This is a genomic window from Sulfuritalea sp., assembly GCF_031426875.1.
Classification (GTDB): domain Bacteria; phylum Pseudomonadota; class Gammaproteobacteria; order Burkholderiales; family Rhodocyclaceae; genus Sulfuritalea.
This window is the reverse complement of record NZ_JASJPC010000033.1, coordinates 107,478-130,200: the sequence shown is the minus strand read 5'-3', so window position 1 is coordinate 130,200 and position 22,723 is coordinate 107,478. Positions and strand designations below refer to the sequence as shown.

Below are 22,723 nucleotides of genomic sequence, written 5' to 3'. Positions count from 1 at the left end.
CCCTGGCTTGTACATGGCTTTAGGGCTATAAGCGAAAAGTGAATGGGCGGCTGTTCCGCCCTTGGAGTTTGCAACATGAGCTACAGGAGTCCGTCCCCCAAGCGCCCCCGATTGTCCACGACAGTTCGCCTTGGCGTTGCGGTCGTGGCCGCATGCTTCATTTCGGCACCTTTGTTGGCGGCGCCGCCGGTACCAGCAACCAACTTGCCGACCGGGTTCACCAATCTTGTCGGCATCGACCCCAAAAATATTGTCGCTGGTGCCAAAAGCCTCGACATCCTTACCTCGGCCAACAGATCTGCCGCCGATGTCGCCTATTTCAACATCGCTGCAGGCTATAGAGTCAACATCACTCAGCCCACAGTATCTGCAGACGTGTTGTTCCGCGTTTTGGAAAATAGTCCTTCCGTTATTTACGGATCACTCTCGTCCAACGGCGGTGTTTACCTGGTGAATCACAGCGGAATCTTTGTTGGCCCCAGCGGCCAGATCGACGTCGCGCGATTTGTCGCAACGACCTTAACCGTCCGCATGGAAGACTTCCTTGCAGGCCGCCATCTGTTCGTCAATGACGGCAGCGCGCAGAACGTCATCAACCAGGGCGAAATCAGGACGCCGGCCGGCGGCAGCGTCTACCTGATCGGCAGCAACGTCAGCAACGAAGGCATCATCACCACGCCGGGTGGCGAAACCATCCTTGCCGCCGGCGCCACCGTCAGCCTGATCGACAGCGCCACGCCGGGAGTCAAGGTCGACATCACCGGCGCCGCAGGTAACGCCACCAATCTCGGCGCGATCACCGCCGAGGCAGGACGCATCGGCATCGCCGGCGTCATCGTGAGGAACAGCGGCACGCTCAATGCCTCCAGCGTGGTCAGCGAAGGCGGACGCATTTTCCTCAAGGCTAGCCAGGATGCCTACGTCGATGGCAACGGCCGCATCGTCACCACGGGAACCAAGGGCGGCAGCGTGGAAGTCCTCGGCAATAACGTTACCGTGACGGATAACGCCGAAATCGATGCCAGCGGCGCCACGGGCGGCGGCAGGATCCTGATCGGCGGCGACTATCAGGGCAAGAACCCCGAGATACAGAACGCCAGCACCAGTTACTTCGGTCCCGCTGCGAGGCTCACGGCCGATGCCACGGAAGTTGGCGCTGGCGGCACGGTGATCGTCTGGGCCGACGACACGACACGCGCCTACGGCAATATTTCCGCGAGGGGCGGTGCGCTGGGCGGCGACGGCGGCTTGGTCGAGACTTCGGGCCATCAATATCTGGATATCGCCGGCGCCCGGGTGGATACCCGCGCGCCGAATGGCCAGACCGGCAACTGGTTGCTCGATCCGGTCGACGTGAGCATCCTGCAATATGGCGGCACGCCCACCAGCGGATCGGCGCCCTTTGGGCCGACGAGCAACAGCGTGATCTGGGCCGAGGATATCAGCGCCGCGCTCGGCACCACCGACGTCACGATACGGACCGACGGCGGCTCCGGCGGTCTCGGCGATATCACCATGACCGGCGCCTCGGTGTATGGCGCCAGCAGCCTGACCCTGGCCGCCTATGGCGGCGCGGGCGCGACGGGCAACATCACGATTACCGGCAGCAACGTCAATCTCGGCGGCGGCTTCAGGGCCCTGGCCGGCTGGAATGGCGCCACCACTTATTACGGTTCCGACGTGATCGCCGGCACCGGCAATATCGCCATCAACGGCTCGATGATTCATGCGTCGTCCTACGTCGATCTTCATGCCGGCAACGACATCTCGTTGGGCAGCAGCGGTACTTTTGGTACCTGGGTGCAGTCGTTCGGTAACATGTTCGTCAGTGCGGGGCATGATCTGAACCTGCTCGGCGGCAGCGGCAACATTTCCGGTACCGAGGGTCCCGGCGTCATGCTGCGCGGCGATACCAGCCAGACAATCAAGGTCGGCAACCAGATCCTGCTGCAGGCGGGCAGCGCCAACAACACGACCCAGTCCGGCAGCACGATGTACGGCGCCTCGGTGGCGATCCAGTCCGGCGGCATCCAGGACATTTCGGCCGGCGCCGTCAAGGTCTACGCCGGCGCGTCCGGACACGACAATTCCGCGGAGATCCAGGCAACCGGCAACCAGTCGATTACCATCTACGGCGGCGGGCTCGACGTCAGGGGCGGCGGCGACGCCAGTGCGACCGTCTATGGTGGACAGGGCAGCTACAGCAATGCGGCGCGGATTCAGCATGGACAGTCCACTTACGGCGGCGATGTGTATACCGGTTCCGGCGACCAGACCCTGACGCTCTACGGCGGCGCCTCGGTAATCCTGCAAGCCGGCAGCGGCACCGGCGTGCTCGGCTACTATGGTTCGGACTGCGATGCGAGCGGCGCCGGCGACCTTTGCCGCGGCAGCAGCAACGACGCCCATATCCAGAACGGCATCGGCGCCCAGACGCTGGGCTTCATCTCTGGCGGTGCGATCAGCATCACCGGCGGCAGCGCCGGCAGGCAGAACTCGGCCGACATCAGCAATCGAGGCTCGGCGACGACGCAGTTGATCTTCGGCAATCCGAACATCACCCTGACGGGCGGCAGTGGTGGCGGCAGCGCCGTCAGCTATGGCGGCGACACTTTCCAGCTCTCCAATGACGCAGGCATCAACAACGACGGAAGTGGCACGCAAACCGTCCATGCCGGAACGATCACCATCAATGGCGGCAACGCCCAATATGGCGGCGCCGGCTTCGGCAGCGACAGCGGCAACGGCCTGTTCATTACCACCACCGGCGACCTGAGCATGTACGGCGGCAGCAGCAGCGCCGGCGATCCCTTCGCCGCGGCCACCTATATCGGCAACAAGGCCGGCGGTGCAATCAACCTGAATATCGGAGGCAACCTCTACGTCAAGGCCGGCAGCGGCAGTGCCGCACCCATCCTGATCGGCTCGATCGACGGCCCGGCCTCCGTGACCATCGCCACCGCCGGCAATGTCAGCATCATCGCCGACGGCAGCCATGTCGGCATCGGCAGCGACTCCGCGAGTTATGGCGCGTCGGTTTCGATCGCGGCCGGGGGCAATCTGACCGCCACCGACAGCGCAACGCGCGGCGTCAGGATAGGCAGCCTGGCCGACAGCGCCAGCGCGACCAATGTCACGCTGCTGGCGGACGGCGACATCGCCATCGGCAGCGCGACGGGTTACGGCGCCCTGGTTGGCGTGAAAACCCCGAGCGGTGTTTCGAATGTCACGATCCGCGCCGGCGAATACGGCGGCGGCAATCTCCTGCTGGCCGCCAGCAGCCGCATCAAGGCCGGTGGCCAGGTGGCGCTCAGCGCGCGTCAGTCGGCGGCAACCAACGGCAACATCACGCAGAACCTCGGCGGCATCATCTACGGCGGCGACGTCGGTTTCACTGCCGAAGGCACAGCCAGCTTCAATGGCAGCGTGACGGCCACCACGGGCACAATTTCAGGTCTCGCCGGTTTTGCCTATGGCGGCCAGATCGGTTACTCGACCTCGCCTTCGACGTATGGCGGCAACCTCGTCTTCGGCAGCACCAGCATCCTGACGGCGCCGAGCATCGCCTTCGCCTCGGCCGGCGATCTGACCATGAACGGCCAGATGCAAGCAAGCACGGGCGGCATCCAGCTTTCCGCCGGCAGCTACCAGGATTCAGGCAGCGGCATTTCCACGCTTACAGGCGGCAATGTGGTCATCGGCGGCATGCTGGAGGCGCTTGGCGGCAGCGTCGAAATCGCGGCTGCGGTCGGCTACCAGTCCCTCGGTAATGGTCAGGTCACCCAGGCTGTGGGCAGCAGCATCCTCGCCGGCAGCGTCAGCATCGCCGGCGGCGGCACGGTGAGTCTCGACGGGAGTGTGGCGGCGACAGTAGGCGAATTGATGGTGCATGCCGGTTACCAGACCGCCAGTGTCGGGGCAATGGGGCCGTTCGGCTATGGCTCCGGCAGCCCGACGCCCTATGGCGGCAACCTTGCGATTGGCGGCACGCTTTCCGGGTATGGCGACGTGAAGCTGGCGGCCGAGTCCGGCTACGGCAGCGGAGCCAATGGCAACATCACGCAGAGCGCCGGCAGCAGTATTTCCTCCGGCAACGGCGGCATCTATATCATGGGCGGCGGCAACGTCACGCTCAATGGCAGCGTGGTCCTGGCGTCGCCGAACAGCATTGGCATCAGCGCCGGCGCCTCGGCCTATGGCGACGGCGAAGCGACGTCCAACGGCGGCAACGTGATCCTGGGCGGCAACATCGATGCCGGTTCGGGCAGTGTCAATATCGTCGCCAATGTCGGTTACATGAGCGGTACCAACGGCAATATCACCCAGTACGCCGGCAGCGCCATCCTCGGCGGCAATACCGAAATCATTGGTGGCGGATCGATCGATCTCGCCGGCGTGGTCAGCGCCAGTTCCGGGCAACTGACGGTACGCGCCGGTTACCAGTTGGGCGGGTATTACGGCTACAGCGGCCCGTCCGCCAACGGCGGCAACCTGACGATCAGCGGTACGCTCGCGGCACAGTATGGCGTTTGGCTGGCGGCCGAAGCCGGAGACAGCAGCGGCGCGAACGGCAACATCCTGCAGTCGGCAGGCAGCATCTCCAGTGCCTCTGGCAACATCGCCATCGAAGGCGGCGGCAACGTCACCCTCAATGGCAGCACCACCGCCTACGGCGGCAGCGGTTCGATCCGCTCCGGTTTCGCCGACGTCACGGGCACGCCCTATGGTGGCAACATCAATCTGGGCGGCAATCTTTATTTTGGCAGCTTCGTCGACCTCTTTGCATACTCCGGTGGTTCCGGCACGGCCGGCAATGGCCACATCGTCCAGAATGGCGGGTCTTTGGCCAGTAACGGCACGATCGGCCTCTACGCCGACGGCAACATCGGTCTGCAAGGCCGCGTCGAGACGCCGGGTTCCCTGTACATCTACGCCGGCTTGGACAATGACAATGGCTTTAGCCCTGGCTATCCCAACTATCAAAGCGCCTACGGCGGCGACGTTGGCTTCGGCGCCGGCAGTGTGGTCTATGGCAGTCACGTCGAAATCGTCGCCAACCGCGGAACGACCGGCGACAGCCTGGGCAACATCCGCCAGGAGGCTGGCGGCCTGTTGCACGTCACCGGCGTCACCAGCCTCTACGCCTACGCCGCCGGCAATGTCGACCTGTTGGGCGCGACCATTGTCGATGCCGGCGCACCGGTCACTATCAACGCCGGTTACGACTACCCCGGCGATAGCAGTCAGGCATTCGCCGACAAGCACGTCAGCATAGCGGGGCTCGCCACTGAAGGCAGCAGCGTGGATATCCAGGCGACCGGGGCGATTCGCGCCAATACGCAGGGCGCTGCTTCCATTTACGCGAATATTTTCAACAGCAGCAGCGGCGGCATCGAGATTGCCAATACAGGCAGCGTCGAGCCCGCCTTCATCAATATCAACGACGGTGCGACTGCCAACAGCGCGGTCACGTTCACCCACAGCGGCAGCGACCTCACGCTGGATTCCTCCCGCTCGTTTTCCACCTACGGCGGGGCCGGTGCGATCAATGTCTCTGCACTGTCGGGCAACCTCAACTACCTGGGCGGCGGTGCCCTGTCGGGCAGCAGCGTGACGCTCTCGGCCGGCAACGAGCTGAACATCGACGGCTCGCTGTCCGCCAGCGGGGCGCTCGGCCTTGTCGCGGGCGGTGTAGTCAACGTCAATAACATGGTCAACGCCGACAGCATCGTCCTGGGAGCGCCGACCGTCAATCTCCTGAGCGGTGCCGCCCATGCGGTGAATGACGCGATAGCGATCGGTTCGGTGATCAACATCGGCGCCGGCACGACCCGGCTGACCGGCGCCAACGTGCTGCTGCGCGGCGCGACGGAAGGCACGGGCACGCTGAGCCTGTACGGCGGCGTCGCCGCTACCGGCGGCAATCTGGAATTCAATCTCGGCGGCATCAATGCCTATGGCGGCGCCCTGTTCGCCCCCGTCGACATCATCGGCTTCGTCACCGGCGACATCCTGCTCGGCGGCGGCGCCTATATCCACGCCGGCAATGACGTTCGGCTGACACAGCGCGGCACAACCTCGCTGCTGTCGATGAGCAGCGGCGGACATGTGCTGGCGGGCATGCCGACCACCATACATCTCGACTTCCCGAACCGCGATAGCAGCGGCGTGGTGACCGACGGCTCGCCGGGCAGTGGGCTGTTCGTGGTCGTCAATGGCGTCGTCACGCCGGCAACGCCGGGCAACGGGCTGGAGCTGACACTGAGGCCGGTGCTGACGCCGACCGACCCCTGCGTCGCCAACCCCGATCTTTGCAAGCCCGAGCCCAAGGAGACACCGATCGAGACCGCGTTGGCTTCGCCCGAACTTCCCAAGACCGACCCAACCCAACCGCTGCTCGATCCTAACGCGACCACGGGTGGCACGGAAGGCAGTTTCGGCGGCGATTCCGGCGGCACGGGCACGACCGGCGATCAGCCGCCGGCCGAGACGAAGAAGGACGAAGGGACCACCACTTCGTCGGCGAAGGACGAGGGCAGCAAGGACGAGAAGAAGGACGAGAAAGACGAGAAGGACAAGAAGGACAAGAAGTCGGACGAAGCCAAGGAAGAGAAGAAAGATGAAAAGCCAGCCCAGAAAAAAGTCGCTCAATGCACCTAGGCCAGAACGCGCGATGATCCACACGGCAGTAGTCGTGCTGGCCCTCGGTCTGGTCTGGATCCCTGCCGCCGAGGCGGCCATGGTGGGCCAGATCACGCACCTATCGGGTACGCTTTCGGCCAAGCGCGCGGATGGCACGAGCAAGTTGCTCGCGGTCAAGTCCGATGTGGCGGAAGGCGACACGCTGAGCACCGAGGCCGAGACCTACGCCCGGCTGAAGTTTGTCGACGGCGGAGAAGTGGTGCTGCGTCCCGGCACCCAGTTGAAAATCGAGAACTATGCCTATAACGCCGCCAAACCGGAAACCGACAACATAGTGATGAGCATGTTCAAGGGCGGCTTGCGCGCCGTGACCGGTTTGATCGGCAAGCGCAGCCGGGAAAAGGTCAAGTTCGCCACCGAGACGGCGACCATCGGCATCCGCGGCACCCACTTCGGCGCCCTGTTGTGCCAGAACGATTGCGGCGGAGTACCCACCACCGGGGGCACTCCGCCCCCGAACGGATTGCATGTCGACGTGACGAATGGCGCCATTACGCTGAGCAATCCCGCCGGGACGGTACAGATCAACGCCGGCCAGTTCGGCTTCGTGCCCAATCCCAATACTCCGCCGACCATCGTGCCGCCGCAGCAGGGCATACAGGTCACCATGCCGAGTTCGATCGCCCAGAACAAGGGCAGCGGCAAGGGCATTGGCAAGGGCGGCACCGAAGAATGCAAGATGTGACGCGAAGCGCCGTCCCAGGTCGGCAATCGGCACCGTAGCGCCAGCGCCAACTCTTGACGCTCAGCGGCGTGCAGCGTTTTCATTTCATCTCCGGCCTGCCCCGCTCCGGGTCGACGCTGCTGTCGGCGATCCTGAGCCAGAACCCGCGCTTTCATGCCGGGGTCAGCAGCCCCTTGGCCGCATTCTTTTCATCACTGGTGGCCCAGGTAAGCGTCGGTAGCGAATGGGCGGCTCAGGTCAGCATCGCCCAGCGCCGCCGCCTGCTGCATGGGCTGTTCGAGTCCTACTATGCCGACCTGCCGGCCGAAAAACAGGTGGTGTTCGACACCAATCGGTCATGGACGGCGCGTCTGCCGGCCTTGCTCGACCTGTTCCCGCAGGCCAGGGTGATCGCCTGCGTGCGCAACGTCGCCTGGGTGATGGACAGCATCGAGCGCCTGTATCGCAAGAACCCGTACGAGAATACCGCGTTGTTCGGCAACGATGCCGAGCGCAGCACGGTATTTACCCGCACCGAGACCCTGGCCCAGCGCAACCGCCTGGTGGGTCTGGCCTATTCGGGTCTCAAGGAAGCCTACTACAGCGAGCAGGGCCGGGCCATGCTGGTGGTCGACTACGATCTGCTGGTGCAGCGGCCCGCCCATGTGATTCCGCTGATCTACCAGTTTCTCGGCGAGGAAGCCTTTCCCCACGATTACGAAAACCTGCAGTTCGACACGCCCGACTATGACGAAGGACTGGGGTTGGCCGGACTGCACAAGGTGCGGCGGAAGGTCAGCCTTGAGCCGCGCGAAACCATCCTGCCGCCCGACCTGTTCGAGCAATATGCCAAGCTGTCATTCTGGTACAACACCGCCAGCAGCCGCTGCAACGTGCTTATGGTGCGTCCCTGAGCGGAATGTTGCCCCGGCGCTGCAGGAAGTCGACCAGCTTTGCGACGCAGTCGTCGATACCGATCTTGTGCGCCGGCAGCACCACTTCCGGCTGTTCCGGTACTTCATAGGGTGAGTCGATGCCGGTAAACAGCGGCACCTGACCCGCCCGGGCGCGCCGATAGAGGCCCTTGGGGTCGCGCTGTTCGCAGATCGCCAGCGGCGTGCTGACGAAGACCTCGATGAACTGCCCGTCGTCGAACAGGCTGCGCACCGCCTTGCGTTCCGCACGAAAGGGCGAGATCAGGGCGACCAACACGACCAGCCCGGCATCGAGAAACAGCCGGGCGATTTCGCCGACGCGACGGATATGCTCCTGGCGGTCTCCGTCCGTATAGCCGAGATCGCGGCTCAGGCCGCGCCGCACCAAGTCGCCGTCAAGCAGGTAGCAATGCAGGCCGCGCGCCTGCAGCGTGTCGCGCAGGCTTTCGGCGATCGAGGTCTTGCCGGCGGCGCTGAGGCCGGTCAGCCAGACCACGCAGGGCGTCGGTACGGTGGGCGGAACGGAAGGCATGGTCCGGCAGGCGCGAGTCGCGGCGTCGTGGTCGCGCTTACTTCTGCTTCGGCACCCGCCCCATCAGGTAGAACTCGTCGTTCGGCCGCATTCCGGTCATGTTGGCCATGCGGTTGCTGAGACCGAAGAAGGCCGCCACGGCGCCGATGTCCCAGATGTCCTCGTCATTGAAGCCGTGCTGGTGCAGCGTGTCGTAATCGGCGTCGCCGATGGCGGCCGAGTCGAGCGCCACCTTCATCGCGAAATCCAGCATGGCCTTCTGGCGCGGGCTGAGATCGGCCTTGCGATAATTCACGGCGACCTGATCGGCGAGCAGGGGGTTCTTGGCGCGGATGCGCACGATGGCGCCGTGGGCGACTACGCAGTACTGGCAGCCGTTGGCGTTCGAGGTGGCGACCACAATCATTTCGCGCTCGGCCTTGGACAGGCCGCTGTCCTTTTCCATCAGCGCGTCGTGGTAGGCAAAAAAGGCGCGCCACTCGGCGGGACGATGCGCCAGGGCGAGAAAAACGTTGGGGATGAAGCCGGATTTCTCCTGCACTTCGAGGATGCGGGCGCGGATGTCGTCCGGGAGGTCTTCCAGTTTCGGGATGGGGTAGCGACTGATCGGCGGCGTGGTCATGATGTCCTCGTTGAAATGACTCTGATGTCGGCGTATTTTATGTCCCCGTCCCCTCGGACGGGGACGGTATCCCGGGATATGTCCCCATCCCCCAGGATGGGGACGGTATCCTAGGATATGGATTCCCCAACACAAGCCAAGGAGACTTGCATGAACACGTCCAGCCAGAAGACGGTCATGAATACCGACAAGCAATCGCAGTTCGACAGCCTGTTGCCTGCTGAGCCCCTGAATCGCCGCGGCTTCATAGTCACCGCGCTCGGCGCCGGCTTTGCGCTGGCGGTACAGCCGACTGCGGCGCAAAGTCCGATCAAGACAGGCACCGAAGGAATCACCGCAGGCGAGGTCAAGGTGCCGGTCAGCGATGGCGTGATGGTCGCCTACCGGGCCGCTCCGGCAGAGGCGAAAAACGCTCCGGTGATCTTGGTCGTTTCGGAAATCTTCGGCGTACACGAGCACATTGCCGATGTTTGCCGGCGCCTGGCGAAACGGGGCTACCTGGCCATCGCCCCCGAGCTTTTCGCCCGCTACGGCGACCCGCGCAAGATCGCCAATATTCCCGACATACTTACCAACATCGTCGCCAGGACGCCCGATGCCGGCGTGATGGCCGACCTCGACGCCTGCGTGGCATGGGCGTCAAAAAATGGCGGCAATACGGCACGCCTTGCGATCACGGGTTTCTGCTGGGGTGGCCGCATCACCTGGCTCTACGCTGCGCACAATCCCGGACTCACGGCGGCGGTTGCCTGGTATGGCCGCCTCGATGGCGAAATCAACGAGCGCACGCCGAAATATCCGCTGGACCTGGCGGCGCAGATCAAGGCTCCGGTGCTTGGCCTGTATGGCGGCAAGGATCAGGGCATACCGCTGGACGACGTGGAATCGATGCGGGATGCGCTGAAGAAAGGCGGCAGCAAGTCGCAGATTCATATCTACCCCGATGCGCCGCATGCCTTCCATGCCGACTACCGGCCGAGCTACCGCAAGGATGTGGCGGAAGACGGCTGGCAGCGCATGCTGGACTGGCTGCGCAAGAACGGCGTGTGAACCCAAGCCTGCCTCCGACCGCTCGGCCATATACGTCCCGATGGCAGCACTGATCCTCGATCCCGCGCCACGCCGGCTGGTCATTTTCGGCGCCAGCAACATCGTCTCCGACCTGTTCGACTGCGCGCTGGCCAACGGTCTGCTGCCGGCCAAGGTGGTGCTGCATCTGCCCGAGTCGGACGGGCCGCGCGACATTCCCCTGGCCGCGCGCATCGAGGCCCTGCGCGGCCTCTGCGATGCGCCGCAGGTGGCAATGCTGGATGACTTTCAGCCCGGCGCCGACGAAGTCTACCTGCTCCGTCCGACCACGCCGACGCGCGCCAATCTGGCGGCGGAGATCGAGCGGCGTTTCGCCCTTCGCTACCATACCCTGGTGCATCCGACCGCCTATGTGTCGCCCCTGGCCCGGCTCGGCCAGGGCGTTTTCGTCGGCGCCAACAGCGTGATCGGGCCGGGAGTCCGTCTCGACGACCACGTTTTCGTCAATCGCGGCGTCACCATCGGCCACGATACGCATATCGGATCGTTCTCGCGCATCCAGCCCGGCGCCAATCTGGGCGGCCTATCGCGCATCGGCCGCGGCGTCACGATTGCGATCGGCGCCACCCTGCTGGAGCGCCTGGAAATCGGCAACGGCGCCTTCGTCGGTGCCGGCGCCGTGGCTACCGCGGATGTTCCCGCGGGCGTGCTGGTGCTCGGAATACCGGCAAAATTCAAGAAGACTTTGTAAGTCTGTTCCGGGCCAGGTCGGCCGCCTGCCGGCAGGCGGCCAGCAGCGCAGGACCGGAGGCCTCGATGTCGAGGCGTTCATCGAAGCGCTGGCGCAGGGCCTGGCCTGTGCTGCGGCGCAGCTCGGGATCTTCGCTCAGCGCAGCCAGGCGCGCCAGGTAGGCATCGAGGTCGGGCAGGGCCAGTGGGCCCAGCTTGTCGCCGCCGTCGGAATTGGCGAAAGCGGTCACCGGCAAGGCCTCCGCCATGGCTTCGGCGACGCTGAAGCCGCCGCCCATGCGCGGCGGATTGACGTAGATATCGCAGCAGCGAAAGACGCCGGGCAGGTCGTCGCGCGTCGCCAGGGCGCGCACGCGGCCCGGCGCTGCCTGCTGCAAGGCCTGCGGCAGCTCGCCGGCGCCGCCCACCAGGAGCCAGACCACCCTGGGATGGCGCGCCATCAGCTGCAGCATCCGGCTTGCCCATGCGCCCGTGATTTCTTGCTTGAGGCGAAAACCCGCCGTGATCCAGACCACCGCCGTTTCGTCCAGACCGAGCGCGGCGCGGGTGAGCTGCCCGTGCTTGCGTGAACGCTTTATCCGATAGGGGTGATGCACCGGCTGCGGCGGCGCGAAGGTCCCGCCCCATGCCGGACGCCGCTCGGCATCGGGCTCGGCCGTCAGCCAGACATCGAGGGGCGCGATCGGCGCCACGGTATTGACGCTGATGCCGACCACCGGGCGCAGCGCATACAAGGCTGCCGCGAGCGGCGAATACAGCCCGACCGGCAGCACGACATCGGGATCGAATGCGGCCAGCGTCGTCATCTGGCTGGCCCAGCGCCCCGGCAAACTGTAGCGGATGTCGGCGATCGTCATGCCGAGGCCGGCCGGCAGGATGCCTGCCCATGCCTGCGCGTCGAGCGCGGGCAGCAGCAATTCGCGGTCGTCGCCGCGGAACAGCGCGGCGTCCGGCGGCATCAGTTCCTGCGCGGAGAATATTCTTACCTGGCAGCCTTCGCGGGCGAGGACGATGGCCTGCTCGACCCCCATCATGCTGGGGGTGTGAAACTGGTGGCCGATATAGGGAAGCACCACGGCCACGCGCTGAATCGTTTTCGCCACGCGCGGCACGAAGCCGGGCGGCAGCGATTCGGCAGCGTTCAGCATCAGGCGTCTGGCCATTGCGGGCAGATGCCCGGCAGTCAGGTCGGCGACGAAATCCGCACGTTCCCCGATCGTCTGCAGCGCGCTGAGCCAGCGGTAGGCCATGAAGGCCGCCAGCCGATCCGGGTCGCCCGGTTCCATGACCAGAACCTGGGCTGCGGCGGCATTTTCAAAGCGCGAATCGCCGCTGGCCCGGGCCAGGAATGTCAGGCGCAGGATCGCGCTGCGCGGGTCGTCGTCGGCATGCCTGGCGAGTATGTCGAGCACCGGGCGTCGTGCCGCCGGCTCGCGGGTTTCCAGCCAGATCGCCAGCAGCGTGTGCCAGCGCCGCGCACACTGGGGTTCCCTCAGGGTTCGATGGAGTGCGTCCTGCAGCAGTGTCATGACGAAAGCAATTTGATCGGGAATGTGCCCAGGTGACGGATGTTACCGCGGGCGCCGGATCGCGGCCGTCGCCGCCGCGCCTTTGTTCAGGCGGCTTGAACCTCGATTGCCGCCGCCGGCTCAGCCCGCGGAGGTCGCCAGCTTCGCCAGCGCGGCGCGGCCGGACAGCAAGTGGTCGTGCATGCGCTGCCGGGCGCGGGCAGGATCTTTCAGGCGCAGGGCTTCGAGTATCTCGCGGTGCTCGGCCAGCGATTGCTTGAGGCGGCCTTCGAGGCGCAGCGAGTCGCGGCGGGTCAGCTTGATCACCTTGCGCGCATCGTCGATCAACTGGGCCAGATAGCGGTTGCCGGCGATTTCCTGCAAGGCGGTGTGGAAGCGCTGGTTGGTCTCGAAAAAACGGTCGGTGTTGTTGGCCGCCGCATGCTGTTCGAGTTCCTCGTGGATTGCGGCGAGGCGGAGAAAGTCGGCGCTGGTGATACGGCGCGCCGCCTCTTCGGCGACGCGGCCTTCGAGCAGCGCCATGACCGGAAAAACCTCGTCGATATCCTGTTCCGACAGTTCGGTCACGTAGCAGCCGCGGCGCGGCTTGAGCACCACCAGCCCTTCGGCGGCGAGCACCTTGAGCGCCTCGCGCAACGGCGTGCGGCTGATGCCGTACTCGAGGACCAGCGCCTGCTCGTCGATCCAGCTGCCGGGCGGCAGCTCATGGGCGAAAATCCGCGTACGCAAACGCTCCGCGACCTGTTCGTAGAGGGCGGGGGCGACAACAATATGCGAAGATGGTCTTGCATTCATAATTATGGATGCAGTATCATGCGTCCTTACTAGGAAGTCAAGCGCCTTAAAAAGGAAAAGACATGAGCAAGGCACCGGAAATCAGCATCCCTTCGATCGAGGCCTGGGCCAAGGCGGCTGCCAAGTCGGCGCCGGGCGGCGACGTATCGAAACTGAACTGGGTCACGCCCGAAGGCCTCACGGTCAAGCCGCTCTATACCAAGGCCGATGTCGAGGGCCTGCCCTACGCCGACACGCTGCCCGGTTTCGCGCCCTTCCTGCGCGGGCCGCAGGCCACCATGTACGCCGTGCGGCCGTGGACCATCCGCCAGTACGCCGGCTTCTCGACGGCCGAGGCTTCCAATGCCTTCTACCGCCAGGCGCTCGCCGCGGGTGGACAGGGCGTCTCGGTGGCCTTCGACCTGGCCACCCACCGCGGCTACGACTCGGACCATCCGCGCGTCACCGGCGACGTCGGCAAGGCCGGCGTGGCGATCGATTCCGTCGAGGACATGAAGATCCTGTTCGACGGCATTCCGCTCGACAAGGTTTCGGTGTCGATGACCATGAACGGCGCCGTGCTGCCCATCCTCGCCGGCTACGTGGTGGCCGCCGAGGAGCAGGGCGTTTCCCAGGAACAGCTGAGCGGCACGATCCAGAACGACATCCTCAAGGAGTTCATGGTCCGCAACACCTACATCTACCCGCCCGAACCCTCGATGCGCATCATCGCCGACATCATCGGGTTCACCGCGAAGAACATGCCGAAGTTCAATTCGATTTCGATCTCGGGTTACCACATGCAGGAAGCCGGTGCGACCCAGGCGCTGGAGCTCGCCTTCACCCTGGCCGACGGCCGCGAGTACGTGAAGACCTCGCTGGCCTCGGGCATGGACGTCGATGCCTTCGCCGGACGCCTGTCCTTCTTCTGGGCGATCGGCATGAACTTCTACCTCGAGATCGCCAAGATGCGCGCGGCGCGCCTCTTGTGGTGGCGCATCATGAAAGAGTTCGAACCGAAGAACCCGAAGTCGCTGATGTTGCGCACCCACTGCCAGACCTCGGGCTGGTCGCTGACCGAGCAGGATCCCTACAACAACGTGGTGCGCACCACGGTCGAAGCCATGGCGGCGGTGTTCGGCGGCACGCAGTCTCTGCACACTAATTCGTTGGATGAAGCCATCGCGCTGCCGACCGAGTTCTCTTCGCGCATCGCGCGCAACACCCAGCTCATCATCCAGGAAGAGACCCACATCACCAGCGTGATCGATCCCTGGGCCGGCAGCTACATGATGGAGAAGCTGACCCAGGACATCGCCGACGAGGCCTGGCGCATCATCGAGGACGTGGACAAGATGGGCGGCATGACCCAGGCCGTGCAAAGCGGCTGGGCCAAGCTGCAGATCGAGACCTGCGCCGCGCAGAAACAGGCGCGCATCGACTCGGGCAAGGACGTCATCGTCGGCGTCAATAAGTACAAGCTCAAGGAAGAGGCGGCGATCGACACCCTCGACGTAGACAACCATGCCGTGCGCGACGGCCAGATCGTGCGCCTGAAAAAGATACGTGAAACCCGCGACGGCGCGGCGGTGCAAGCCGCTCTGGCGGCGCTGACCGACGCGGCAAAAACAGGCAGCGGCAACCTGCTCGACCTGGCAATCAAGGCCAGCCGGCTGCGTGCTACAGTCGGCGAAATTTCCGATGCACTGGAGGCGGTCTATGGCCGCCACCGCGCCACGACGCAGACCGTGTCGGGCGTCTATAGCGCGGCATTCGGCGAGGATGGAACGATGAAGGAAATCCGCGACCTGATCGACAATTTTGCCGCCGCCGAAGGCCGCCGGCCGCGCATCATGATCGCCAAGCTGGGCCAGGACGGCCACGACCGCGGCGCCAAGGTGGTGGCCACGGCCTTTGCCGACCTCGGCTTCGACGTCGATGTCGGCCCGCTGTTCCAGACCCCGGAAGAGGCGGCGCGCCAGGCCATCGAGAACGACGTTCATGCCATCGGCGTGTCAACCCTGGCGGCCGGCCACAAGACGCTGGTGCCGGCGCTGGTCAAGGCGCTGCGCAGCCAAGGCGCCCACGACATCGTGATCTTCGTCGGCGGCGTGATTCCGGCGCAGGATTATGAGCAGCTATACAAGGACGGCGCGGCCGGCATCTTCGGCCCCGGCACGCCGATTCCGCAATGCGCGCACGAAGTGCTGCGCGCGATCCGCGCCGCACACCTGCCGGCCAGCGCCTGAGCACGATGCAGCTCGTGCCCGAACCGGGCCAGAACGGCGTGGATAATCAAGACTCCGTACTGGTCGCGGGACTGATGGCGGGCGAGCGTCGCGCGCTGGCCAAGGCCATCACCCTGGTCGAGTCGACGCGTTCCGACCATCGGGTACGGGCGCAGCAGCTGCTCGATGCGCTGCTGCCCCACACCGGGCGCTCGCTGCGGGTCGGCATCTCGGGCGTGCCCGGCGTCGGCAAGTCGACCTTCATCGAAGCCCTGGGCATGTACCTGATAGAACGCGGCCACCGCGTCGCGGTGCTCGCCGTCGATCCGTCCTCGACCGTGCATGGCGGTTCGATACTCGGCGACAAGACGCGCATGGAGTTGCTCTCGCAACGCAGCGAAGCCTTCATCCGGCCCTCGCCCTCTTCGGGCAGCCTGGGCGGCGTCGCCGAGCACACGCGCGAAGCGCTGCTGCTCTGCGAAGCGGCAGGCTACGACATCATCATTGTCGAGACGGTCGGCGTCGGCCAGTCGGAAACCGCGGTCGCCGGCATGACCGACTGCTTCGTCCTGCTCCAACTGCCCAATGCCGGCGACGATCTTCAGGCGATCAAGAAAGGCATCATGGAACTGGCCGACCTGGTGGTGTTCAACAAGGCCGACCTCGATCCGGCGGCGGCGCAACTCGCCGCGGCACAGATGCGTTCGGCGCTGGCGATGCTGCACCCGGCCTCGCCCAACTGGCAACCGCCGGTGATGACGCTGTCGGCCACGCGCAAGGATGGCCTCGCCGAATTCTGGGAGGTCATCGAGAAGTTCAAGAGCACGCTGACCGCCAGCGGCGAATTCGCGGCGCGGCGTCGCCACCAGGCCCTGGCCTGGATGTGGCAGCAGATCGATTCGGGCTTGCGCAACCGTTTTCGCGAGCACCCGGCGGTGAAGTCCGCGCTGGCGGAGCTTTCAGTTTCCGTTGAAGCCGGCAGCACTACGCCGGCTGCGGCGGCACAGCGCCTGCTGGCGCTGGTCGGCCGCCATTTCTAGTTGGTTCTATCGGAGGTAATCACATGCACGACATCATTCACCAACTGGACGAAAAGCGCGGCAGGGCGGCCCTGGGCGGCGGCCAGAAGCGCATCGACGCCCAGCATGCCAAGGGCAAGCTGACCGCACGCGAGCGCATCGAGATGCTGCTCGACGACGGCACCTTCGAAGAATGGGACATGTTCAAGGAACACCGCTGCGTCGATTTCGGCATGGGCGAAAGCCACATCCCGGGCGACGGCGTGGTGACCGGCTACGGCACCATCAACGGCCGCATGGTGTTCGTCTTCTCGCAGGACTTCACGGTGTTCGGCGGCGCGCTGTCGGAAGCCCACGCCGAGAAAATTTGCAAGATCATGGATCACGCGCTGAAGGTCGGCGCGCCGGTGATCGGACTCAACGACTCGGGCGGCGCGCGCATCCAGGAAGGCGTCGCCGCGCTCGGCGGTTATGCCGACGTATTTCAGCGCAACGTCATGGCCTCGGGCGTGATCCCGCAGATCTCGATGATCATGGGCCCCTGCGCCGGCGGCGCGGTGTATAGCCCGGCGATGACCGACTTCATCTTCATGGTCAAGGATTCCTCCTACATGTTCGTCACCGGCCCGGAAGTGGTGAAAACGGTGACCCACGAGGAAGTCACGGCCGAGGAACTCGGCGGCGCGGTGACGCATTCCAGCCGCTCCGGCGTCGCCGACCTGGCGCTCGAGAACGATGTCGACGCGCTCTTGATGCTGCGCCGCTTCTTCAACTACCTGCCGCTCAACAACAAGGAAAAGCCGCCGGTTCGCGAAACCAACGATCCGGCCGACCGACTCGACTACTCGCTCGACACCCTGGTGCCGGACAGCGCCAACAAGGCCTACGACATGAAGGAGCTGATCCTGAAGATGGTCGACGACACCGACTTCTTCGAGATCCAGCCCGACCATGCGAAGAACATCGTGATCGGCTTCGCCCGCATGGAAGGCCAGACCGTGGGCATCGTCGCCAACCAGCCGATGGTGCTGGCCGGCTGTCTCGACATCAAGTCGTCGATCAAGGCCGGGCGCTTCGTGCGCTTCTGCGATGCCTTCAACATCCCGATCATCACCCTGGTCGACGTGCCCGGCTTCATGCCCGGCACCGCCCAGGAGTATGGCGGCATCATCAAGCACGGCGCCAAGCTGCTCTACGCCTATGCCGAATGCACGGTGCCGAAAGTCACCCTGATCACGCGCAAGGCTTACGGCGGCGCCTACGACGTGATGGCCTCGAAACACCTGCGCGGCGACGTGAATTTCGCCTGGCCCTCGGCCGAGATCGCCGTGATGGGGCCGAAGGGTGCGGTCGAGATCATCTTCCGCGAGGAGAAGGGCGACCCGGTCAAGGTCGCGGCACGCGAGGCCGAGTACAAGGCCAAGTTCGCCAACCCCTTCGTCGCCGGCGCACGCGGCTTCATCGACGACGTGATCATGCCCAACGAAACCCGCAAGCGCATCTGCCGCTCGCTGGCCATGCTGCGCGGCAAGAAGATTGAAAACCCGTGGCGCAAGCACGGCAACATTCCGCTGTAAGGAAAACAATTAGCCACAGAGATCACAGAGGGCACAGAGGAAAACCTCCAGCTCTTTCTCTGTGATCTCTGTGTCCTCTGTGGCTTCAGGAGGTTTTATGTTTAAAAAGATTTTGATTGCAAATCGCGGCGAGATTGCCTGCCGCGTCATCAAGACCGCGCGCAGGATGGGCATTGCCACGGTCGCCGTGTATTCCGAGGCCGACAAGGACGCGCGCCATGTCGAGCTGGCCGACGAGGCGGTCTGCATCGGTGCGCCGCCCTCGAAGGAATCCTACCTGGTGATCGACAAGATCATTGCCGCCTGCAAGCAGACTGGGGCCGAAGCCGTGCATCCGGGCTACGGCTTCCTCTCGGAGAACCCGGAGTTCTCGCGCCGGCTGGAAGAGCAAGGCATTATTTTCATCGGTCCCAAGCACTATTCGATGGCCGCGATGGGCGACAAGATCGCCTCGAAGAAGCTGGCGCTGGAAGCCAAGGTGAATACGATCCCCGGCCACAACGCTGCCATCGACACGCCCGAGCAGGCGGTGGAGATCGCCAGGGGCATCGGCTACCCGGTGATGATCAAGGCTTCGGCCGGTGGCGGCGGCAAGGGACTGCGCGTGGCCTACGACGACAAGGAAGCCGCCGAGGGCTTTGCCGCCTGCAAGACCGAAGCCAAGAATGCCTTCGGCGACGATCGCATCTTCGTCGAGAAGTTTGTCGAGGAGCCGCGCCACATCGAGATCCAGTTGATCGGCGACGCCCACGGCAACACGATCTATCTGCATGAGCGCGAGTGCTCGCTGCAGCGCCGGCACCAGAAAGTGATCGAGGAGGCGCCCTCGTCCTTCATCGATCCGGCCACCCGCAAGGCCATGGGCGAGCAGGCCGTGGCGCTGGCCAAGGCGGTCAACTATCAGAGCGCCGGCACCGTCGAGTTCGTCGTCGGCAAGGACAAGAGCTTCTATTTCCTCGAAATGAACACGCGCCTGCAGGTCGAGCATCCGGTGACGGAACTGATCACCGGCCTCGACCTCGTCGAACTGATGATCCGCGTCGCCGCCGGCGAAAAGCTGCCCTTCACCCAGGACCAGGTCAAGCTCGACGGCTGGGCCATGGAATGCCGGATCAATGCCGAAGATCCCTTCCGCGGCTTCCTGCCTTCCACCGGCCGCCTGGTGAAGTACGTGCCGCCGCCCGAAGTGCATGGTGTTCGCGTCGATACCGGCGTCTATGAAGGCGGCGAAATCTCGATGTTCTACGATTCGATGATCGCCAAGCTGATCGTCCATGCGACGACGCGCGACCAGGCCATCGCCCGCATGCGCGATGCATTGAACCAGTTCGTCATACGCGGCGTGGCTTCCAACATCGCCTTCCAGGCCGCGCTGATGCAGAACCCGCGCTTCCTTTCCGGCGACTTCAACACCGGCCTGATCGCCGAGCAGTATCCCAAGGGCTTCAATGCCGCCGACGTGCCGCACGACGATCCGGCGATGCTGGTGGCGGTCGCCGCGGCGATCCATCGCCAGTACCTGGCGCGCAACGCGAGCATCAGCGGCCAGATGCCGGGACATGATTTCGTTCCTGGCGAGGACTTCGTCGTGATGATGGGCAGCAGCCAGTACCAGGCGAAGGTGCTCGCGGCGACAGGCGGCTGGGACGTCAGCTTCGGCGGCGAGCGCTTCGAACTGCGCTCGAACTGGCAGTTCGGCGAGCCGCTCTACGTCGGCACCCTCAACGGTCAGGCGATCTGCATGCAGATCGAGCGGCGTGGCCTGGTCTATCGACTGTTCCACTGGGGCGTGCAGGCCGACATGCAGGTGATGTCGGCGCGCACCGCCGAGCTGCGCGCGCTGATGCCGGTCAAGGCCGCGCCCGACATGTCGAAGTTCCTGCTCTCGCCGATGCCCGGGCTGCTGACGCAGATCGCAGTCAGCGTGGGGCAGGAGGTCAAGGCCGGCGAAATCCTGGCCAAGATCGAGGCCATGAAAATGGAAAACGTGCTCAAGGCCGAGCGCGACTGCGTGGTGGAAAAACTGCTGGCCAAGCCGGGCGAAAGCCTGGCGGTGGATCAGGCCATCATCGCCTTCAAGTAGGAACTTCGCTGCGTGCGGCGTCGACCGGAGTCGGCGCCGTATCGCCAGCGCCAACTATTGCTTGCCGATGCGACGCTCAGTGCCGATGCCGATGATGAATGTCGGGGAAATGCGGATGGAAATGGCGCATCGGCCGATGCGCGTGGGGATGGTCATGAGGTTTCGATTCATCCCAGGGGAAGTCGTGCTCATGCTGGTGATGCTCGTCATGTACGTGCGTGTGAGCATGGTGTAGCGCCTCGTGCTCATGTGCATGTGCATGATGCTCGGTGAGATGCAGCCAGACACCAAAACCCATCAGGGCCGCCGCCAGCCAGAACGAGGGCGGAGTCGCTTCGCCGAGCAGAGCGATGCTCAAGGCGGCGCCGACGAAAGGTGCGGTGGAAAAGTAGGCGCCGGTTCGCGAGGTGCCCAGTTCGCGAAGGGCGCGCACGAAGAACACCAGGCTGACGCCGTAGCCCAGCCAGCCGACCAGCATGGTCGCTGCCGCGAGCGACCATGGGAGCAGCGAATGGCCCAGGACGAAAGCAAGGCCGAGATTCACCGTACCAGCCGTCAGCCCTTTGATGCCGGCGATGAACAGCGCATCCGAGGCCGACACTTTGCGCGTCAGGTTGTTGTCGATGGCCCAGCACAGGCAGGCGCCGAGGATTGCCAGAGGTCCGCTCCAGTTGCCGGCACTGGCTCCCGCTTCGGGCCAGGAGAGCGCAATGCCGCCCGTCACGATCAGCCCCATACCGAACACGATGCGGCGGTCGGCGTGTTCGCGGAAGACGATCCAGGCCAGCGCCGCGGTCAGCACCGCCTCCAGGTTGAGCAAGAGCGAAGCCGCGCCGGCGCCGGTTTTCGTCAGACCCCAAACCAGCAAGAACGGACCGAGGACGCCGCCGAACCCGATCGCCCCGGTGAACCACCGCCAGTCCGCGCGTGACAGACCGCTCGGCCGCCAATCGTGGTCGCGCAGCAGTCGCGTCGCCGCGAGCCCCAGGCCGCTGCCCAGATAGAGCAGGCCGGCCAGGGTCAGGGGCGTGGCATCGCCGAGCAGCAACTTGATCAGCGGCGTGCTGCCGCCGAACAGGGCGGCGGCAGCGAGGGCGAGCCACACGGCCGTGGGCTGGACCATTTGCGCTTGCTCCTTAAATGAAAATTACTGACTTCATCGATTCTTTCCGCCGTGCGTCAATGCGTGTCTGGAAGCGGCCCACTGGGTGCAGCCGCTCTGGCCTCGAGTAGTTTCACGATCTCGTGGTGGCCATTCATGCTCGCGACCCATAGTGCATCGCGGCCGCCAGGGTCGATCGCGTCCCACCGCGCCCCGCCCGCCAGCAGCAAGCGGACCACTTGTGCATGCCCCTTGTAAGCGGCCATGAACAAGGGGCGGTCACCTTCATGAGTAGCCGCATTGGCGTCAGCGAGGCGCGCGACGAGAAAGCCGACGATGTCCGTATGATCGTTGAATGCTGCCCAGAATAACGGTGTCCAGCCATGCCGGTCCCTGAGATCGATATCCGCACCTCGCGCGAGCAACTCCTCGGCAATCGCGAAATGCCTTCTGAAGATCGCGTGGAACAGCAGGCTGAAGCCGTTCTTGTCCTGCCAATTGGCCGCCACGCCCTCTTGCAGAAGTTCGCGCACGCGCTCCAGTTTTCCCTCTTGGACCGCTGCCAGACAAGTCGCCGGCGCGGAAGGATGTATTGCGTCCTTGACTCCGTGCCGCCGGAGCTTGTGCTTTCCTTTCATCGCCGGCCTCAGCGAAGCACGTCGGCAATGCGGTGCTGGCGGCTGAATGCCTCGATCTCTTTCATGCGGATTCTCCTTGGGTCGATTCGTGGCTTGTCGTCGGCTTACTCGAAACGGAAATTGATGTGCGTCCCCTCGGCGGTCACGCAATGCCCCGCCGGGGAACCGTTTGCCCGCCATATGGCTGAGCATCGCAAGGCCGTGCCATTCCCGGCGCGCAACTCCGGTTCGGCCGTGTACACGTAGTGGTCGGTATCCATGCCGGAAAATATCCGCTCGTAATGCTTGCCGGGAAAGTATTGTCGTCGCAGTTCAGCCAAATTCTGGATGCGGCTTATGGCGAAGCCGTGGGCTTCAAACCGAGTACCCGCAAGCTCAAGGATCATCGTCGGCCCGTCCCGGCCCTCGTGCCGGAACAGGCCGCCCTTGAAGGCCCGATCGCTTTCCTCCGCAACAAGGCTGTGGGTATGCCCGGCACAGCCAGCCAACAGCGCCACTGTCAGCCCGCCCAAGCACAATGCTTTCATGTTCCGCGCTCC

16 protein-coding genes are annotated in these 22,723 nt (G+C 64.6%); 9 read left to right on the top strand and 7 right to left on the bottom strand.

Features of this window, described 5'->3' with window-relative positions:
- Positions 1 to 42 precede the first annotated feature (42 nt).
- From RMO95_RS15165 to RMO95_RS15155, 3 genes are read left to right on the top strand one after another with little or no spacing between them, the layout of a single operon-like run.
- Positions 43 to 6,660, top strand: coding sequence for a filamentous hemagglutinin N-terminal domain-containing protein (locus tag RMO95_RS15165; protein ID WP_310451482.1), 6,618 nt, complete (start codon positions 43 to 45; stop codon positions 6,658 to 6,660).
- 13 nt (positions 6,661 to 6,673) lie between these two features.
- Positions 6,674 to 7,387 (top strand): FecR domain-containing protein, encoded by a 714-nt coding sequence (locus RMO95_RS15160; RefSeq protein ID WP_310451481.1) that lies wholly within the window; start codon positions 6,674 to 6,676, stop codon positions 7,385 to 7,387.
- Positions 7,388 to 7,440: 53 nt separating this feature from the next.
- Complete coding sequence (locus RMO95_RS15155; RefSeq protein ID WP_310451480.1) at positions 7,441 to 8,280, top strand: sulfotransferase; 840 nt, start codon at positions 7,441 to 7,443, stop codon at positions 8,278 to 8,280.
- Here RMO95_RS15155 and cysC read toward each other — a convergent pair.
- On the bottom strand, positions 8,264 to 8,833 hold the full coding sequence (cysC, locus tag RMO95_RS15150) for an adenylyl-sulfate kinase (RefSeq protein WP_310451479.1): 570 nt from the start codon (positions 8,831 to 8,833) through the stop codon (positions 8,264 to 8,266). The genes RMO95_RS15155 and cysC overlap by 17 nt on opposite strands.
- A 37-nt stretch (positions 8,834 to 8,870) precedes the next feature.
- Positions 8,871 to 9,455, bottom strand: a complete 585-nt coding sequence (locus RMO95_RS15145; protein WP_310451478.1) for a peroxidase-related enzyme — start codon at positions 9,453 to 9,455, stop codon at positions 8,871 to 8,873.
- A 150-nt stretch (positions 9,456 to 9,605) separates the two neighbouring features.
- Here RMO95_RS15145 and RMO95_RS15140 point away from each other — a divergent pair, with 150 nt between their 5' ends.
- Complete coding sequence (locus RMO95_RS15140) at positions 9,606 to 10,505, top strand: dienelactone hydrolase family protein (RefSeq protein WP_310451477.1); 900 nt, start codon at positions 9,606 to 9,608, stop codon at positions 10,503 to 10,505.
- A gap of 40 nt (positions 10,506 to 10,545) precedes the next feature.
- A complete protein-coding gene (locus RMO95_RS15135) occupies positions 10,546 to 11,235 on the top strand; it encodes a DapH/DapD/GlmU-related protein (RefSeq protein WP_310451476.1) in 690 nt (229 codons plus the stop codon).
- On the opposite strand, the gene RMO95_RS15130 is transcribed toward RMO95_RS15135, so the two are convergent.
- Both RMO95_RS15130 and RMO95_RS15125 read right to left on the bottom strand, forming a co-directional pair.
- Entirely contained in the window at positions 11,219 to 12,763 is a 1,545-nt protein-coding gene (locus RMO95_RS15130) for a glycosyltransferase (RefSeq protein WP_310451475.1), read from the bottom strand. The genes RMO95_RS15135 and RMO95_RS15130 overlap by 17 nt on opposite strands.
- Before the next feature lie 120 nt (positions 12,764 to 12,883).
- Positions 12,884 to 13,558, bottom strand: a complete 675-nt coding sequence (locus RMO95_RS15125; RefSeq protein ID WP_310451474.1) for a GntR family transcriptional regulator — start codon at positions 13,556 to 13,558, stop codon at positions 12,884 to 12,886.
- 62 nt (positions 13,559 to 13,620) lie between these two features.
- Between RMO95_RS15125 and scpA the strand changes: the two genes are divergently transcribed.
- From scpA to accC, 4 genes are all read left to right on the top strand, one after another.
- On the top strand, positions 13,621 to 15,786 hold the full coding sequence (gene scpA / locus RMO95_RS15120) for a methylmalonyl-CoA mutase (protein ID WP_310451473.1): 2,166 nt from the start codon (positions 13,621 to 13,623) through the stop codon (positions 15,784 to 15,786).
- Complete coding sequence (gene meaB / locus RMO95_RS15115; protein ID WP_310451472.1) at positions 15,729 to 16,805, top strand: methylmalonyl Co-A mutase-associated GTPase MeaB; 1,077 nt, start codon at positions 15,729 to 15,731, stop codon at positions 16,803 to 16,805. Before scpA ends, meaB begins: the two co-directional genes overlap by 58 nt.
- A gap of 23 nt (positions 16,806 to 16,828) precedes the next feature.
- On the top strand, positions 16,829 to 18,361 hold the full coding sequence (locus RMO95_RS15110) for an acyl-CoA carboxylase subunit beta (protein WP_310451471.1): 1,533 nt from the start codon (positions 16,829 to 16,831) through the stop codon (positions 18,359 to 18,361).
- A 97-nt stretch (positions 18,362 to 18,458) separates the two neighbouring features.
- Entirely contained in the window at positions 18,459 to 20,444 is a 1,986-nt protein-coding gene (accC, locus tag RMO95_RS15105; RefSeq protein WP_310451470.1) for an acetyl-CoA carboxylase biotin carboxylase subunit, read from the top strand.
- Positions 20,445 to 20,520: 76 nt separating this feature from the next.
- On the opposite strand, the gene RMO95_RS15100 is transcribed toward accC, so the two are convergent.
- From RMO95_RS15100 to RMO95_RS15090, 3 genes are all read right to left on the bottom strand, one after another.
- Entirely contained in the window at positions 20,521 to 21,567 is a 1,047-nt protein-coding gene (locus RMO95_RS15100) for a DMT family transporter (protein ID WP_310451469.1), read from the bottom strand.
- Between the two features lie 56 nt (positions 21,568 to 21,623).
- Complete coding sequence (locus RMO95_RS15095; RefSeq protein WP_310451468.1) at positions 21,624 to 22,184, bottom strand: ankyrin repeat domain-containing protein; 561 nt, start codon at positions 22,182 to 22,184, stop codon at positions 21,624 to 21,626.
- A gap of 104 nt (positions 22,185 to 22,288) precedes the next feature.
- Positions 22,289 to 22,711: a hypothetical protein gene (locus RMO95_RS15090; RefSeq protein WP_310451467.1), complete on the bottom strand. Its 423-nt coding sequence runs from the start codon at positions 22,709 to 22,711 to the stop codon at positions 22,289 to 22,291.
- Between the last annotated feature and the right edge of the window lie 12 nt (positions 22,712 to 22,723).

Coding starts and splice junctions, on each gene's coding strand:
- RMO95_RS15165 (WP_310451482.1), top strand. CDS start 43: ATGGGCGGCTGTTCCGCCCTTGGAGTTTGCAACATGAGCTACAGGAGT.
- RMO95_RS15160 (WP_310451481.1), top strand. CDS start 6,674: ATGATCCACACGGCAGTAGTCGTGCTGGCCCTCGGTCTGGTCTGGATC.
- cysC (WP_310451479.1), bottom strand. CDS start 8,833: ATGCCTTCCGTTCCGCCCACCGTACCGACGCCCTGCGTGGTCTGGCTG.
- RMO95_RS15145 (WP_310451478.1), bottom strand. CDS start 9,455: ATGACCACGCCGCCGATCAGTCGCTACCCCATCCCGAAACTGGAAGAC.
- RMO95_RS15140 (WP_310451477.1), top strand. CDS start 9,606: ATGAACACGTCCAGCCAGAAGACGGTCATGAATACCGACAAGCAATCG.
- RMO95_RS15135 (WP_310451476.1), top strand. CDS start 10,546: ATGGCAGCACTGATCCTCGATCCCGCGCCACGCCGGCTGGTCATTTTC.
- RMO95_RS15130 (WP_310451475.1), bottom strand. CDS start 12,763: ATGACACTGCTGCAGGACGCACTCCATCGAACCCTGAGGGAACCCCAG.
- RMO95_RS15125 (WP_310451474.1), bottom strand. CDS start 13,558: ATGAATGCAAGACCATCTTCGCATATTGTTGTCGCCCCCGCCCTCTAC.
- scpA (WP_310451473.1), top strand. CDS start 13,621: ATGAGCAAGGCACCGGAAATCAGCATCCCTTCGATCGAGGCCTGGGCC.
- meaB (WP_310451472.1), top strand. CDS start 15,729: ATGCGCGCACGAAGTGCTGCGCGCGATCCGCGCCGCACACCTGCCGGC.
- RMO95_RS15110 (WP_310451471.1), top strand. CDS start 16,829: ATGCACGACATCATTCACCAACTGGACGAAAAGCGCGGCAGGGCGGCC.
- accC (WP_310451470.1), top strand. CDS start 18,459: ATGTTTAAAAAGATTTTGATTGCAAATCGCGGCGAGATTGCCTGCCGC.
- RMO95_RS15100 (WP_310451469.1), bottom strand. CDS start 21,567: ATGGTCCAGCCCACGGCCGTGTGGCTCGCCCTCGCTGCCGCCGCCCTG.
- RMO95_RS15095 (WP_310451468.1), bottom strand. CDS start 22,184: ATGAAAGGAAAGCACAAGCTCCGGCGGCACGGAGTCAAGGACGCAATA.
- RMO95_RS15090 (WP_310451467.1), bottom strand. CDS start 22,711: ATGAAAGCATTGTGCTTGGGCGGGCTGACAGTGGCGCTGTTGGCTGGC.